16 protein-coding genes are annotated in these 15,059 nt (G+C 66.3%); 9 read left to right on the plus strand and 7 right to left on the minus strand.

Features of this window, described 5'->3' with window-relative positions; genetic code table 11:
• The first annotated feature begins 17 nt into the window (after nt 1–17).
• The gene (locus tag JOF57_RS19075; RefSeq protein ID WP_234938178.1) at nt 18–347 is read left to right on the plus strand and encodes a hypothetical protein; all 330 of its coding nucleotides are present in this window, start codon (nt 18–20) and stop codon (nt 345–347) included.
• 14 nt (nt 348–361) lie between these two features.
• On the opposite strand, the gene JOF57_RS19080 is transcribed toward JOF57_RS19075, so the two are convergent.
• Entirely contained in the window at nt 362–1,486 is a 1,125-nt protein-coding gene (locus JOF57_RS19080) for a DmpA family aminopeptidase (RefSeq protein ID WP_209923499.1), read from the minus strand.
• A 107-nt stretch (nt 1,487–1,593) separates the two neighbouring features.
• Between JOF57_RS19080 and JOF57_RS19085 the strand changes: the two genes are divergently transcribed.
• The gene (locus JOF57_RS19085) at nt 1,594–2,205 is read left to right on the plus strand and encodes a TetR/AcrR family transcriptional regulator (protein ID WP_209919020.1); all 612 of its coding nucleotides are present in this window, start codon (nt 1,594–1,596) and stop codon (nt 2,203–2,205) included.
• Complete coding sequence (locus tag JOF57_RS19090; protein WP_209919022.1) at nt 2,202–3,071, plus strand: EamA family transporter; 870 nt, start codon at nt 2,202–2,204, stop codon at nt 3,069–3,071. Before JOF57_RS19085 ends, JOF57_RS19090 begins: the two co-directional genes overlap by 4 nt.
• A 69-nt stretch (nt 3,072–3,140) precedes the next feature.
• Here the strand turns inward: JOF57_RS19090 and JOF57_RS19095 are convergent, their stop codons facing one another.
• The 4 genes from JOF57_RS19095 to JOF57_RS19110 form a co-directional block, all read right to left on the minus strand.
• Nucleotides 3,141–4,328, minus strand: coding sequence for a hypothetical protein (locus JOF57_RS19095; RefSeq protein ID WP_209919024.1), 1,188 nt, complete (start codon nt 4,326–4,328; stop codon nt 3,141–3,143).
• Between the two features lie 118 nt (nt 4,329–4,446).
• On the minus strand, nt 4,447–5,208 hold the full coding sequence (locus tag JOF57_RS19100) for an Rv2686c family ABC transporter permease subunit (RefSeq protein ID WP_209919026.1): 762 nt from the start codon (nt 5,206–5,208) through the stop codon (nt 4,447–4,449).
• Nucleotides 5,205–5,918 carry a fluoroquinolone export ABC transporter permease subunit gene (locus JOF57_RS19105; RefSeq protein ID WP_209919028.1) on the minus strand — a complete coding sequence of 238 codons (714 nt, stop codon included), beginning with the start codon at nt 5,916–5,918 and terminating at the stop codon, nt 5,205–5,207. Before JOF57_RS19105 ends, JOF57_RS19100 begins: the two co-directional genes overlap by 4 nt.
• The gene (locus tag JOF57_RS19110; protein ID WP_209919031.1) at nt 5,915–6,787 is read right to left on the minus strand and encodes an ABC transporter ATP-binding protein; all 873 of its coding nucleotides are present in this window, start codon (nt 6,785–6,787) and stop codon (nt 5,915–5,917) included. Before JOF57_RS19110 ends, JOF57_RS19105 begins: the two co-directional genes overlap by 4 nt.
• A gap of 180 nt (nt 6,788–6,967) precedes the next feature.
• Here JOF57_RS19110 and JOF57_RS19115 point away from each other — a divergent pair, with 180 nt between their 5' ends.
• From JOF57_RS19115 to mmsB, 4 genes are all read left to right on the plus strand, one after another.
• The gene (locus JOF57_RS19115; RefSeq protein ID WP_209923501.1) at nt 6,968–7,378 is read left to right on the plus strand and encodes a GbsR/MarR family transcriptional regulator; all 411 of its coding nucleotides are present in this window, start codon (nt 6,968–6,970) and stop codon (nt 7,376–7,378) included.
• Between the two features lie 160 nt (nt 7,379–7,538).
• Complete coding sequence (locus JOF57_RS19120; protein ID WP_209919033.1) at nt 7,539–9,059, plus strand: CoA-acylating methylmalonate-semialdehyde dehydrogenase; 1,521 nt, start codon at nt 7,539–7,541, stop codon at nt 9,057–9,059.
• A gap of 14 nt (nt 9,060–9,073) precedes the next feature.
• On the plus strand, nt 9,074–10,228 hold the full coding sequence (locus JOF57_RS19125) for an acyl-CoA dehydrogenase family protein (protein ID WP_209919035.1): 1,155 nt from the start codon (nt 9,074–9,076) through the stop codon (nt 10,226–10,228).
• A 9-nt stretch (nt 10,229–10,237) separates the two neighbouring features.
• The gene (gene mmsB, locus JOF57_RS19130) at nt 10,238–11,110 is read left to right on the plus strand and encodes a 3-hydroxyisobutyrate dehydrogenase (protein ID WP_307870052.1); all 873 of its coding nucleotides are present in this window, start codon (nt 10,238–10,240) and stop codon (nt 11,108–11,110) included.
• A 57-nt stretch (nt 11,111–11,167) separates the two neighbouring features.
• On the opposite strand, the gene JOF57_RS19135 is transcribed toward mmsB, so the two are convergent.
• Together JOF57_RS19135 and JOF57_RS19140 are read right to left on the minus strand one after the other, a co-directional pair.
• Entirely contained in the window at nt 11,168–12,004 is an 837-nt protein-coding gene (locus tag JOF57_RS19135; protein ID WP_209919038.1) for a PDDEXK family nuclease, read from the minus strand.
• Between the two features lie 109 nt (nt 12,005–12,113).
• Entirely contained in the window at nt 12,114–12,911 is a 798-nt protein-coding gene (locus tag JOF57_RS19140) for an HAD family hydrolase (protein ID WP_209919040.1), read from the minus strand.
• A 115-nt stretch (nt 12,912–13,026) separates the two neighbouring features.
• Here JOF57_RS19140 and JOF57_RS19145 point away from each other — a divergent pair, with 115 nt between their 5' ends.
• On the plus strand, nt 13,027–13,689 hold the full coding sequence (locus JOF57_RS19145; RefSeq protein WP_209919042.1) for a response regulator: 663 nt from the start codon (nt 13,027–13,029) through the stop codon (nt 13,687–13,689).
• 38 nt (nt 13,690–13,727) lie between these two features.
• A complete protein-coding gene (locus tag JOF57_RS19150) occupies nt 13,728–14,906 on the plus strand; it encodes a GAF domain-containing sensor histidine kinase (protein WP_209923503.1) in 1,179 nt (392 codons plus the stop codon).
• The last annotated feature ends 153 nt before the right edge of the window (nt 14,907–15,059 follow it).

The following is a 15,059-nucleotide window of genomic DNA, read 5'->3' on the forward strand; positions in this document are numbered from 1 at the left end:
ATCGAATCGAGATCACGATGAACCGAACTTCGCGGTTGGCGACGACGCTTCTGGCCACCGGCGGTCTGGGCCTGGCCGGCCTGACACTCGGGACGGGTGCCGCCCAGGCCGCTGGTCCGTACCAGTGGTGTCCCGGCGATGAACCGGGCGGCTACGGCGGCGGGTTCAACTCGCCGGCGGACGCCCGACCGAATTGGGACTGGAACGTCTGCCACAGCTACCACTACGTCAACCAAGGCCAGGGCAATGTTTCGTCCACGGTCTGGGACGGGGACAACCCGCCACCGCCCTATCCGTGGCAGCCGCCCAACATGTGCTGGTCGCTGTTCCTCCCGCGCCCGTGCTGACACGGCGGATGGGATCAGTGCCCCTCCAGCAGCAGCGCGGCGTGCAGCAGCTTGTGGTCGAGCGCATGGGCGGTCAATCCACCCCGGCCGGTCATGGTCTCGGCGGCCACCAGCGCATTGACGATGGCCTCCTCGGTGGCTTCGATCGCCAGGTCGAACAGCCGGGTCATCAGCTGCGGCGCCACCATGCGCACCCCGATCTCGGGCCGGTTGGCATCGGGGTTCTCATCCCATCCGTACGGCGGAATCCCCCGGTTCCCGGTGGAGAAGGCCAGCATCATGTCGCCGCTGTACTGCTCACCGGTTCCGCCCACCCGGCCGACGGCCAGGGCGGACCGCTGCGCGAGCCGGGTGCATTGAAGCGGCAGCAGCGGCGCGTCGGTGGCGACGACGACGATGATCGAGCCGGCTCCGGCCGGGTAGCGCATCGGCAGATCAGGCGTCGGCACCAGTTCGGGGCCCACCATCTCGCCGACCGGCACGCCGTTGACCCGAAGACGTTCCCGCCGACCTTGATTCGCCTGCACCAGCACGCCGACGGTGTACTGCCCGGCCACCGTGTCGGTCACCCGCGAGGCGGTGCCGATGCCGCCTTTGAAGCCGTGGCAGATCATTCCCGTCCCGCCACCGACATTGCCCTCACCGACCGGCCCATCGGTGGCATCGTCGAGTGCGGCGAACACGTGCTCGGCCTGGACGTGATAGCCGTTGCTGTCGTTGAGCAGCCCGTCGTAGGTCTCCCCGACCACCGGCAGAGACCAGTACAACCCCTCGCCGCGGGCCTGCACCTGCGCCTCGACCAGGGCATCGCGAACGACACCGACGCTGTGGGTGTTGGTGAGCCCGATAGGCGTGGTGAGCTCGCCGGATTCGCGGATCCATTCCAGGCCGGTGAGCTCGCCGTTGCCATTGAGTCGGTGTGCGCCGGCGAAGACCGGTTCGGTGAAGATCCCCGGGTGCGGGACCACGACCGTGACACCCGTGTTGACCGGGTTGGGGCCGGACCGCTGGACCGTGTGGTGGCCGACGGACACTCCGGCCACATCGGTGATGGCATTCTTCGGACCGGTCGGATGTTCACCGATGACGACGCCGATGTCGCGGGCTCGGGGGCGTGGACGCGAGGAGCACTCGGGCACGCTTCCCCCGGAAGGTGGTGGCAAAATTGTTTTCAAGATTGGAAAATAATGGCTGCCGACGCCGCTCGATGCAACCGAACCGGCGAAAACCGGTAAGGATGTGACCCGTGGGACGGCCGAATCGACAAGCTCAACGACGCGAGGAGATCCTCGACGCTGCGATCACTCTGATCGAACGCAAGGATCTGACCGGCCTCCGGATCGCGGACGTGGCCGCTGAGCTCAAGGTGACCCCCAACGCGGTGCGGTACTACTTCCGGGAGATGGACCAACTGCTCTCGGCACTCGCGCAGCGCTCCGACCGCAAGTTCTACGACGATCGGCTCGCCGTGGTGCAGCGCACCGCCGATGCCCGCGATCAGATCGCTTTCATGATCGCCGCCGGCCTACCGTCGGGACCGGAGGACGCCGAGTGGCGGGCGATCCTGCGGGCTGTCCTGGCGGCCGGGTTCGTGCTCGATCAACGCCCCGACGTCCAGCACATCTATCACCGCCAGGTCGATCTCTACGCCCAGATTCTCGAATCTGGATCTGCGGCAGGCACATTCACGCTGACAGCGCCCGCCCGAGATATCGCGATGCCCCTGATGGCGATGGAGGACTATCTCGGATACCGCATCGTGGCACGAGATCCCGACCTCGACCGGGCCACCGCGCTGCGGCTGATGCGGGGCTATGCCGAACTCGCGACGGGGGCGCAGCTTCCGGTGACGGTGTGACCACCCGCGCCCCGCTCGGGGCAACGCTGCTGGTGGTGATCGCCGCGGTCAGCCAGGAGGTGGGCGCGGCGTTCGCGGTCGGCCTGTTCGCCGCGGTCGGGACAGTGGGAGCGTTGTTCGCCCGGTTCGCGGTGGCGGGGGTCATCCTGTGTGCGGCGGTACGTCCGACCGTTCGGGGCCTGACGAGACAGGCCTGGGGTGCGGCGATCGCCCTGACCGCGACGCTGGCCACGATGAACTTCTGCTTCTACCTGGCCATCGCGCGGATCCCACTGGGAATCGCGGTGACCATCGAAGCCCTGGGTCCACTGATCCTCTCGGTGGTGACCGGTCAGAGCCGGGCCGCATGGTTGTGGGCGGTGCTGGCCCTCGCCGGCGTCGCATCGCTGGGCCTGCCGCACGCCGGGGGCGGGCATTTCGAGGCCACGGGATTCGCTTTCGCGGCCGCGGCGGGGGTGGCCTGGGCCGGCTACATCCTGGCGTCTGCACGTACCGCCGTGGAGTTCCGTCGCGTCGACGGCCTGGCACTTGCCACCGCCATGGGCGCACTTGTCGTCGCCCCGTTTGCGGTCGCCTCGGCGCACCTGCAGGCACTGGACTGGCGCGTCCTCGGGATTGGCGCCGCGGTGGGGGTGTTGTCGTCGGTGATCCCGTACTCGCTGGAGCTGATCTCCCTGCGCCGGCTGCCGCCCGCCACATTTGCCGTGCTGACCTGCCTGTCACCGGTCGCCGCCGCGCTTGCCGGGCTCGTGGTACTCGGTCAGCAGATCGGAGTTCTCGGCTACCTCGGTGTCGCCCTGGTCACGGTCGCCGGCATCGGCGCGGTGCGATCGGCCCGCTCCGGCCGGGCCGAACCCCTCGGCTGACGAGCATGAACAGACGCGCAGGTACCCCCGGGGTGAACATTTGGGGTACCCGCGCGTCAGCTCACCGGTTTAGTCGGCGTCGCCCTTGCCGGTCGAACCGGTGCCGCTGTCGTGGGATCCCGACGCCGCCTTCTTCTCAGGCTTGGCGAACGCCTTCTTGATCCCCTCATCGACCTTCTTGACGGTCGACGAGATCGTGTCTCTCACATCGGAAGCCACCTTGGCCGACCGATCAGACCCGGCCCGGTCGATCCCGCTCTTGCCCGGAACCGCGATGAGGCTCTGCCGGACAAGGGGTTTCGTGGTCTTCTTGACTTGTTCCGTCTCGCCCGACGGTTCCGTCGTCGACGGCTCGGGTTCGGGCGCGTCAACCGCCGATACGGGGGTTGCGTCGGTGTCCGTCGTGGCCGGCAATTCCTTGGCCGGTGCTGCCGCCGGCAGCGACAACGTCACAGCATCCGTAACCGCCGGTGTGCCGGACCGCTCCGCAGTCGCAGGTGCGGGCGGAGGCGGGTTGAGGATGTTACGGACCCTGACACGGCTGCGATCGAGGTGCACCCTTACCCCGCCGGCAATACTCAGCACTGCGTCGGCGGTATTGGCGATGCCGTGCTGGACGGCGTTGACCGCCCGCCCGGCATCACCTGCCGGAATCGCGACTGCGAGCTCATCGAGGGCGCCAGCTACCGCGTTCACCACAGTGAACACTCTCATTGCCTGCCCCATGGTGATCGACCAACTTACCCCCATGGCTTCGCTCACCAATTGCCCCGCGACGACGAACTGTTGCCGCACATAGGCCGGGATAGCCGGCCACTGCTGGATCAGCTGGAAGATCGGCCCACTGAAGACGGGGGTGAACTCGCCGACCGCGCCGGTGAAGTCACCCGTGGCAGCCCTTTGGGCCGCTCTGCCCATGGCGGCCGGAAAATTGGCTGCCACGGTGGAGACCTGCTGACCGACCACTGTCGCGACCCCGCCCAGGAGTTGACCATCCGACATCGCCTTCCCGATCAACCCGTTGACGATCGGGAAGGGATTGTCGATCTGCGCCTGAATGGCCTGCTGAACAAGCGTGTCCACCCGCTCGAAGACCGGGCTGAACACGGCGATCGGATCGTCAATGGCCGTGCCACTGAGTTGCACTGCGTGGGTCTGGATTTCGGGCGGCGGGGCAGTCACCGGGGTGACTGCGATGACACCGGCGCCGACCAGGGCGACGCCGGCGGTCATATACGGCCGTAGAGCGAGTCTCACTCGTTCTCCTTCTGTGCTACGAGGCGCCAGCAGCCGCTGGCCGCGTGACCGTAACTGAGAAGTAGCTGAGACACATTCGCATTCTGTGCGGGGTTCGAATTATTGACCGCGACGCCGTCTACAGCGCAGATCTGGCGACGAACCGACGAGATAACGGCCAGGCAATCGCGAGGTTGTATGCCAATCCGCCGACGAGATACGGCCACCAGGTGCCATGCGCGCTGGCGACCCAGAACGCCTTGGCAGCCCAATACGGCGGCAGCACTCCGAAGGCCAGGTTCCACGGCGAGTCGATGAACCACGGCAGGCACGGCAGGCCGGCGATCAGCATGCCCAACGCACGCAGCATCGCGATGCCCTGAATCTTGTTGCCCGCCAGGTTGACAATCAGTAGCTGCGTCACCACGGCCGACAGTCCGGCGACCAACCCGATCGGGAGGAGTGCCCCGGTCAGCCCCGGCTCCAGGATGCCACTGAACGACAATGTCGCGATCACATAGACCGTGGTCACCACCATGACTGTGCCCGCTCGATAGGCGAAGAACGTCGACATCGGTACCGGCGTCACGCGCAGTGCCGCCATCGTGCCGGCGTCGACCTCGTCGAGCATCAGGAACGCACCAAGTCCCCCGGCGATGATGATGCTGGTCAGTAGGAGAAACGCGGTGAGCACCAGTGGGTAATACGGCACGAGGTCGAAGTCGTAACGCTGCGCCAGCATCTCAGCGACCTTGGGCGTCAGGAGAGCCACGCCACTGGTCCAGATCACGGGTGCGAACACCACCATCACCAGCAACGGATCACGGTAGGTGCCACGAATATCGTTGCGGCCGAACGCAGCCAGGGCTCGGCCGGTGGCGGAACTCAGTACTGCGGTCACAGCACACCCGACCTTTCGACCACATAGCGTCCGAACAGCACGTGAGCGGACCGCCACAGAACGACCAGCGACAGCACGGGATACAGCACCGCATAGAGCAGCTGCCAGTTCGTCAACGCCGTCTGATCGAACGCCACACCCAAGAGCAGCAGCGGACCCTGGGTGGGCACGACGTACAACACCGGGTTCGGCCAGAGCCCCGAGTAGTAGATCAGTGGCGGCACCAGCATGACCGCAAGCGGGATGGTGGCGGCCAGAAACCAGTCGGTGACCGAGGCGAACGGTAGCGACGTGATGAACCCGACCAGCAGCATCAGCAGAGTGCCGAGCAGGACCCCGAGGACCAGCGGCACCGGATGGTAGCTGAATCCGTCGGCGATGGTTGATATCACGATTGCCACGAACAACGAGATCGACAACAACACAAAGAGTTTGGCTGTCAAGTACTCCCAGAACCGCAACGGGGTGGAGATGACGGCGCCGAGCGTCCGCTCCTGTTTCTCGAAGAACACCGAGCCGCCGATGAAAAAGAAGCCGATGATCGCGATGTCACCGACGAGCACGTACGGTTCGGCGACCGGGCGCAGGTCGCGCGGCATCGGCAGCAGTACCGCCAGCCAGATGAGACCGGAGAACACACCCGCGTGCAGGAACTTCTGCCGGGTCGCCACGGTCAGTTCGAGCCTCATCGCGGTGAGCAACCGGCTCATGACAGCCGTCGCCCAGTGACCTCGACGAAGACGTCGTTGAGACTCGCTTCGCGACTGTGGATCGTCTCGACGTGGTGATTGCGCAGAATCGCATGGAAATCCGTATTGTCGGCCAGGCCGTCCATCCCGTACTCGGCGGTGGCCAGCCCGTCGGGGGCGCGGTACTGCAACCGGACGCGGCGTTGGCTACGGGCGATCTTGAGTTCGGCCGGGGTATCCAGCGCCACGATGGCACCGTCGACGACGAAAGCCACCCGGTCGCACAGTTCATCGGCGGTGGACATGTCGTGGGTGGTGAGGAAGATCGTGCGGCCCCGAGCCTTCAGGTCCAGGATGATGCGCTTCACCTTGCCGGCCGTGACGGGATCGAGCCCCGAGGTGGGTTCGTCGAGGAACAGCAGCTCGGGGTTGTTGATCAGCGACCGCGCGAACGTCAGCCGCATCTGCATTCCCTTGGAGTACTGGGCAACTCGGGTGTTGGCGGCGTCACCCAGATCGACCGCCTCGAGCAGTTCCATCGGGTCGGCCGTCGGCCCGTCGTACAGGGAGCCGAAGAACCGGAGGTTCTCCAGGCCGGTGAGTTTGTGATAGTGGTTGGGAAGTTCGAAGGACACGCCGACGCGTTGGTAGTAGTCCGGTCCCCAGTCCACGGGGTCGCGGCCCCACACCGTGGCCTGGCCGCCGTGCCCGCGCAGCAGACCGATGAGTAGCTTCTGCGTGGTGGATTTCCCGGCACCGCTGGGCCCGAGGAAACCGAAGATCTCCCCGGGCGCGACGCTGAAATCCATACCGCGCACGGCCGGTTCGGTCGCCTTGGGATAGGTGAACGTCAGCCCTCGGACGTCGATGACATCGGTCGCAGTAAGCATCAGTGCCCTTCGATGCAGGAGGAAACATTTCCACTCCACGCTTTCCAGAGTGTCCACGACTGTACTAAACTTTCAGAAATTATTGAAGACTATTCTTGGCGAAGAGGATTCGCGGTGCCGAAGTCCACAGACCTACAGCACGGAGCCGAGCAGCTGGCTTTGGTGCTCAGCAGACACGGCATGCAGCGGATGCCCGCGCGCGTGCTCGCCACCCTGCTGTTCTCCGAACAATCCAGCGTCACGATGGCCGAGTTGGCCGAAACCCTGCAGGCCAGCGCCGGGTCGATCTCGGGGTCCCTGAAGATGCTGACGTCGGTCGGCCTGGCCGAGCGGGTTCCCGCCCCGGCCAGCCGACGCGACCACTTCCGGTTACGTGACGACGCGTGGGCGGTCCTGTTCACCAGCCAGAACGAGACGATCGCGGCCATGCAAGCCGCCGCCGACGCCGGCATCACGGACACCGGCGGCAACGGCCCGGCTTACCACCGCCTGACCCAGATGCGCGACTTCTACGCATTTCTGATGGCCGAGATCCCCACCCTGCTGGATCGCTGGCAGCAACAGAAGGCTCAGGGCAGCAATCCGACCTGACGGTAGACAGCCCGGAGATACCGCCGCATCTCGTCGGTGTCACCCGCGAAAAAGGCCACTTCCGAACCCCTTGCCAAAGACTCCGGCCAATTACTAGGATATGCAAGTATCTCGGGCGCTTCCGGGGCCTCGCCACGCGCATATCTCTTGGATGGATGTCATGACCACACAAATTCAGCACTACATCGACGGCCAGCGCACCAACGCCGGATCGACCCGCACAGCCGACGTGCTCTACCCCAGCACCGGTGAGGTGCAGGCGCAGGTGCTGTTGGCCTCGGCCGCCGACGTCGACGCCGCGGTCGCCTCGGCCGTCAAAGCCCAGAAGGAATGGGCCGCCTGGAACCCGCAGCGCCGCTCCCGCGTCCTGATGAAGTTCATCGAGCTGGTCAACGCCAATGCCGATGAGCTCGCCGAGTTGCTCTCCAAGGAGCACGGCAAGACCGTCCCCGACTCGCTCGGCGACATCCAGCGCGGCATCGAGGTCATCGAGTTCGCCGTCGGCATCCCGCACCTGATGAAGGGCGAGTTCACCGAGGGCGCGGGCACCGGCATCGACGTCTACTCGATCCGCCAGCCACTGGGGGTGGTCGCCGGAATCACCCCGTTCAACTTCCCGGCGATGATCCCGCTGTGGAAGGCCGGTCCGGCACTCGCGTGCGGTAACGCCCTGATTCTCAAGCCTTCCGAGCGGGATCCTTCGGTTCCGCTGCGGCTGGCCGAATTGTTCACCGAGGCCGGCCTGCCGCCGGGCGTACTGCAGGTGGTGCAGGGCGACAAGGAAGCCGTCGACGCCATCATCGAGCACCCTGACATCAAGGCCATCGGCTTCGTCGGATCCTCGGACATCGCGCAGTACATCTACTCCGGTGCGGCCGCCCACGGTAAGCGCGCCCAGTGCTTCGGTGGCGCCAAGAACCACATGGTGGTGCTGCCCGACGCCGACCTTGATCAGGCCGTCGACGCGCTGATCGGCGCCGGCTACGGCAGTGCCGGCGAGCGCTGCATGGCGATCAGTGTCGCTGTCCCGGTGGGCGAGGAGACAGCGAACCGGTTGCGCAACAAGCTCGTCGAGCGGATCAACCAGCTGCGGGTCGGGCACAGCCTGGACCCCAAGGCCGACTACGGCCCACTGGTCACCGGTGCCGCCCTCGAGCGGGTCCGCGACTACATCGGCCAGGGCGTCGAGTCCGGGGCCGAGCTGGTGGTCGACGGTCGCGAGCGGGCGAGCGACGATCTGGCCTTCGGCGATCACGATCTATCCAAGGGCTACTTCATCGGCCCCACCCTGTTCGACAACGTCACCACCGACATGTCGATCTACACCGACGAGATCTTCGGACCGGTGCTGTGCATCGTGCGTGCGCACGACTACGAAGAAGCCCTGCGGCTGCCCTCGGAGCATGAGTACGGCAACGGCGTGGCGGTGTTCACCCGTGACGGCGACGCTGCCCGCGACTTCGTCTCGCGGGTGCAGGTCGGCATGGTGGGGGTCAACGTGCCGATCCCGGTTCCGGTGTCCTACCACAGCTTCGGCGGCTGGAAGCGGTCCGGCTTCGGCGATCTGAACCAGTACGGGACCGCGTCGATCCAGTTCTACACCAAGGTCAAGACCGTGACCGAGCGCTGGCCGTCGGGCATCAAGGATGGCGCCGAGTTCGTCATCCCGACCTTCAAGTAGGGACGTTCACCACCATGTTCGAGATGGATGACGACGAACGCGTGATCGCCGACACGGCGGCCGCGTTCGCCGAAAAGCGCATCGCACCATACGCGTTGGAGTGGGACATGACGCACCACTTCCCCACCGATGTGTTGCGCGAGGCTGCCGAACTCGGCATGGGCGCGATCTACTGCGGTGAGGACGCCGGCGGCAGCGGGCTGCGCCGACTGGATGCGGTACGCATCTTCGAGCAACTCGCGGCCGCCGACCCCACGCTGGCGGCGTTCCTGTCCATCCACAACATGTGCGCCTGGATGGTGGACAGCTTCGGCACCGAGGAGCAGCGCAAGACCTGGGTGCCGAAGCTGGCCTCGATGGAGACCATCGCCAGCTACTGTCTGACCGAGCCAGGTGCCGGCTCGGATGCGGCGGCGCTGCGGACCAGGGCGGTTCGTGACGGCGATCATTACGTCCTCGACGGGGTCAAGCAGTTCATCTCCGGCGCGGGCATCTCGGACATGTACATCGTGATGGCCAGAACCGGCGCCGACGGCCCGAAGGGCATCTCGGCCTTCGTGGTCGAGAAGGACACGCCGGGGCTGAGTTTCGGTGCGCAGGAGCAGAAGATGGGCTGGAACGCCCAACCCACCGCACAGGTGATCTTCGAAGGGGTGCGCGTCCCGGCCGACGCCCTGCTCGGCGGCACCGAGGGCACCGGATTCGGGATCGCCATGAACGGCCTGAACGGCGGGCGGATCAACATTGCTGCCTGCTCGCTGGGCGGAGCTCAGGCCGCCTACGCCAAGACGTTGAGCTATCTGGCCGACCGTCAGGCCTTCGGCGGCGCCCTGATCGACGAGCCCACCATCCGGTTCACCTTGGCCGATATGGCCACCGGTTTGGAGACGTCACGAAACATGTTGTGGCGGGCAGCCTCCGCGCTCGATGGCAACCACCCCGACAAGGTGACGCTGTGTGCGATGGCCAAGCGGTATGTCACCGACACGTGTTACGAGGTGGCCGATCAGGCGTTGCAGTTGCATGGCGGCTACGGCTATCTGACTGAGTACGGTCTGGAGAAAATCGTCCGGGATCTGCGGGTGCACCGCATCCTTGAGGGAACCAACGAAATCATGCGTGTGGTGATCGGACGCTCCGAATCAGCACGCGCCCGCAACTCTGCATAGGAGATGTACGTGAGCACGATCGCGTTCTTGGGGCTGGGCCACATGGGCGGGCCCATGGCCGCCAACCTGGTGACGGCCGGGCACACCGTACGCGGTTTCGACCCGGTACCGGCCGCGCAGGAGACAGCAAAGGCCAACGGCGTCAACGTGTTCGATACGGGCGCCGAGGCAGTCACCGGTGCCGACGTGGTGATCACCATGTTGCCCAACGGCACGTTGGTGAAGAGCTGCTACGCCGAGGTGCTGCCCGCAGCCACCGATGGGGCCCTGTTCATCGACAGCTCGACGATCTCGGTCGACGATGCCCGTGAGGTGCACAAGGTCGCGCTCGAGCACGGCTTCGCCCAGCTCGACGCGCCGGTGTCAGGTGGGGTCAAGGGCGCGGTGGCCGGCACGCTGGCCTTCATGGTCGGCGGTTCCGATGATGCGGTCGATGCGGCCCGTACGGTGCTGGAACCCATGGCAGGCAAGATCATTCACTGCGGCGCCGCGGGTGCGGGCCAGGCCGCCAAGGTGTGCAACAACATGGTGCTGGCTGTGCAGCAGATCGCCGTCGGTGAGGCGTTCGTGCTGGCCGAGCATCTGGGCCTGGACAAGCAGGCACTGTTCGACGTGATCACCGGCGCGACCGGCAACTGCTGGGCAGTTCACACGAATTGCCCGGTGCCCGGCCCGGTTCCGACCTCCCCGGCCAACAACGATTTCACGCCGGGGTTCGCCACCGCACTGATGAACAAGGATCTCGGCCTGGCGATGGCCGCGGTGTCCTCGACGGGTTCCTCGGCTCCACTCGGCACGCATGCAGCCGAGATCTACGCGAAATTCGCTGCCGACCACGCCGACAAGGACTTCAGTGCCGTGATCGAGACGCTGCGTAGCTGACAACGGGCCGCGAATGTAACCGGGTGGCGGTGGCATTCAAGTTTCTCCGCCACCCCGTTACAAACGCGAAGCCCAGGCCTTGGCGAGCCTGCCGAGGACGTTGGCCTCGCCGTCGCGGCAGGTCACCCGGATGACGATCCAGCCCATGTCGCGGATTTCGTCGATCCGGGCGATGTCCTTGTGCAGAACGTCGGGATCGGTGTGGTGCAGCCCCTCGTACTCGATCGCGATCTTCAGCTCGGGCCACGCGTTGTCGACCTCCCCGATCAAGGCGCCGTACTCGTTGTAGATGGGGTACTGCGTCTGCGGCGGCGGGTAGCCCGCGCGAATAACCAGCAGCCGCAACCAGGTTTCCTGCGGTGACTCGGCTCCCGGGTCGACCAAGGCGATGCTCGCCCGTGCCTGTTTGATGCCCCTGCGTCCGGAGTGGCGCCCCGCGGCCAGTTCGATGTCAGGAACTTTCAGACGAGCGGCGCGTGCCAGCGCATCGATCGCGGCCACGGCGGCATCTTCGGGCAGTCGGCAGGCGAGGTCTACCGCCGTGCGGGCCGGGTTGGTCAGCCTGATGTCGCCGATCCGACATATTTCGTCGTCGTCGATCGCGTCGGCCCAGGCCACGATGCCTCGGGTCGGTCGCCGATTGGTGTCGAGGATGTTGGCCGGTAGCGCCGCATCGATCCAGCGGGCCCCGTGCAGCGCCGACGCGGAATACCCGGCCAGCACGCCCCGCCGCCGCGACCGCAGCCAAGCCGCTTTGGCGCGCAACACTGCGGTGGGCCGGGTTCCACGCGGGAGGTAGACATCCTTGTGTACGGCGATGAACCGGGCGCGCAATTCGTGGCGGGTCAGCTTCCCGGCCGAAATCGCCTCGCTACCGATGAACGGTTCCACCATGCGGGAGAAGTGTGCCCGCGCCTACCGACACCCTCACGTCTGTAACCGGATGGCGGAGAAATTCGAGCTCCACCGCCATCTGGTTACAAACGTGGGTGGACGGGCTGACCTAGGCGGCCGACGGGCTGCGCTGCGCCCACCACTGGGTGTGCAGGCGCTGGCATGCCGGCAGACGCAGCGCGTCGGCACCGGCGAAGTCGGGCCGCACTGCGACCGCACCGGGTGAAACCGCACCGGCGTCGGGGTCGATCAACACGCCGGCAATCCCGGCTGCGTTGGCGGCACGCAGACCCGTGGCCGAGCCCACCATGGCCAATGCGTCGTGGCCTGCCACGCCCAGTTCGGCCAAGGCTTGCCGGTACATCTCGGCGCCGGGTGCGCTCACGTCATCGATAGTGACGACGGTTTCCACCACACCGTCCCCGACCAGCTGGCGCACCAGCGGTTCGGCCCAGCGCCGACGGCCGGCCGCGACCACCCCGACCGGCAGCCCGGCCAGGAATGCATCGTTCACCAGATCCTCCAGACCCGACCGCGGCGTGAGGCCGGCGTCGAGGATCATCTCGTCGAACATCATGTCCTTGGTCATGCAGATCTCGTCGGCGAGCACTGCGGTCAGCACATCGCAGTCCGGCCCCACGCAGCGCTTGCGCAGCTCGGCGGTGACCCGCTGGTGCTCGTCGTGCAGTGCGAGCAGCTGCTGATAGCGCGCAACACCCCATTCGATGGGCAGACCGTGCGCGGCGAAGGCGGCGTTGAAGACAACGCGATGCCCGTCGACGTCGAGGTCCGACAGCGCATCGAGATCCAGGATCACCGCACGCAGCGGATGGGCGCTCGTGTCAGGCTGCGAACAGTCCCACCAGAACCGCCCGGCCCGCCATGACTTCTCTTGTGTTGACGACACCCCATGACAGTGGCCCAGGTCACACCTATCGCGCGTCCCCCCTATGGGGGATTAAGCGAGTTGATGTTCGTCTGCTCCAGCCCTCAGCGCCCAGTACCACCCTTAGGGTGATGCCATGGCGCCCTCCAATCCAGTGCGCCTTGTGCTGGTCGACGACCACGAAATGGTCATCGAGGGTCTCAAGGCCATGCTTGCTGCGTTCAAGGACCGGGTCGAAGTGGTCGGCCAGGCCGTCGGCGCCGAGCGGGCGCTGGGCGTCATCGAGACACTGAACCCCGACATCGTGCTGTGCGACGTGCGGATGCAGGGTTCCAGCGGGTTGGATTTGTGCCGGGTGCTGCGCGAACGCGATCCGGACCGCAGGGTGGTCATGCTGTCGGTCTACGACGACGAGCAGTACCTGTTCCAGGCGCTGCGGGTGGGCGCGTCCGGATATCTGCTCAAGAGCATCAGCAGTGACGAGCTGGTACGTCAGCTCGAGTTCGCCCACAGCGGGCAGACGGCGATCGATCCTGGGATGGCGGCCCGGGCGGCCGGAACCGCGGCCCGACTGCAGCGCGACGAGTTCTGGCCCGGCGCCCGGCAGGGCCTGACCCAACGCGAGAGCGAGATCTTGTCCTTCGTGGTCGCGGGCCTGTCCAACCGCGGGGTCGCCAACAAGCTGGTGATCGGCGAGGAAACCGTGAAGACCCACCTGCGCTCCATCTACCGCAAGCTCGGGGTCAGCGACCGGGCGGGCGCGGTGGCCACTGCGTTGCGGGAGGGGATCTACCAGTGAGTGCCAAACCAGAGAAAACTGCCCGAGAACTCGGTCCCATCGCGCTGACCGCCGAGGGGGAACTGGCGCTGTTGCGCGAGCTGATCCGCGCGGCATCGAGTGGCCCGGGCGTGGAGCCGTTGGCCGCCGCGGCCGCCCGGATGATCACTGCGTCGACCGCCACCGATGTGTGTTTCGTCCACGTGCTCGACGATTCTGAGCGGGCCCTGACACTGGCCGGGGCCACACCTCCTTTCGACGCCGAGATCGGCAAGATCCGACTGCCGCTCGGCCAGGGCATTTCGGGTTGGGTGGCCAGCCATCGTCAGCCCGTGGTGATCAGCCACGACAAGGAGTCCGATCCCCGCTACATGCCCTTCGAGTCGCTGCGCGGGCGTGACTTCACCTCGATGGTGTCGGTCCCGATGGAGACCGGGCCGGGCGGGCTGGTCGGGGTTCTCAACGTGCACACCGTCGACCGCCGTGAGTTCACGCCGCGCGACGTCGAGTTGCTGCTGGTGATCGGCCGGCTCATCGCCGGCGCATTGCACCAGGCCCGCCTGCACCGCCAGCTGGTGGCGCGCGAGCGGGCGCACGAGAATTTCGTCGAGCAGGTGATCCAGGCTCAGGAGATCGAGCGGCGCCGGTTGGCCGGCGACATTCACGACGGCATCTCCCAGCGGTTGGTGACGCTGTCGTACCGGCTCGACGCCGCGGCCCGCGCGGTCGACGCCGAGACGGTGGCCGAACAGCTGGCGGCCGCCCGCGAACTGGTCGCGCTGACGCTGCAGGAGGCCAGGGCCGCGATCAGCGGGCTGCGCCCGCCGGTGCTCGACGATCTCGGCCTGTCCGGCGGGCTGGCCAGCCTGGCCCGCTCGATCCCGCGGATCCCGATCGACGTCGACCTCGCCGAGACCCGGGTGCCCGACCACATCGAGCTCGCGCTGTACCGCATCGCCCAGGAATGCCTGCAGAACGTGGTCAAACACGCCGAGGCGGACCGGGCCCGGCTCACCTTCTCGGTCGACGACAGGGTGGCTCGACTCGAAATCGTCGATGACGGAAAGGGATTCGACACCTTCGAGCATCCGTTGGGCAGTGACGAGATGGGCGGCTACGGGTTGTTGTCCATGGCCGAGCGGGCCGAGATTGTCGGCGGCCGGTTGCATATCCGGTCGAGGCCGGGCGCCGGTACCACGGTGACCGCATCCATCCCGCTGCCTTCCGCCATCACGTAGTAGATCGAGTCCTCAGCGTTCGGCCAGGTCGGCGGGACCGCGGCCGGGATTACGCTCGGGATCATTGATTCCACAAGCGAGGAGTATCCGATGCCCGCTCCGCGATGGGTCGCACATGCCAACAAGATCGGCCTGAACAAGCTCACCCCCGAC

The organism is Mycolicibacterium lutetiense, assembly GCF_017876775.1.
GTDB lineage: Bacteria > Actinomycetota > Actinomycetes > Mycobacteriales > Mycobacteriaceae > Mycobacterium > Mycobacterium lutetiense.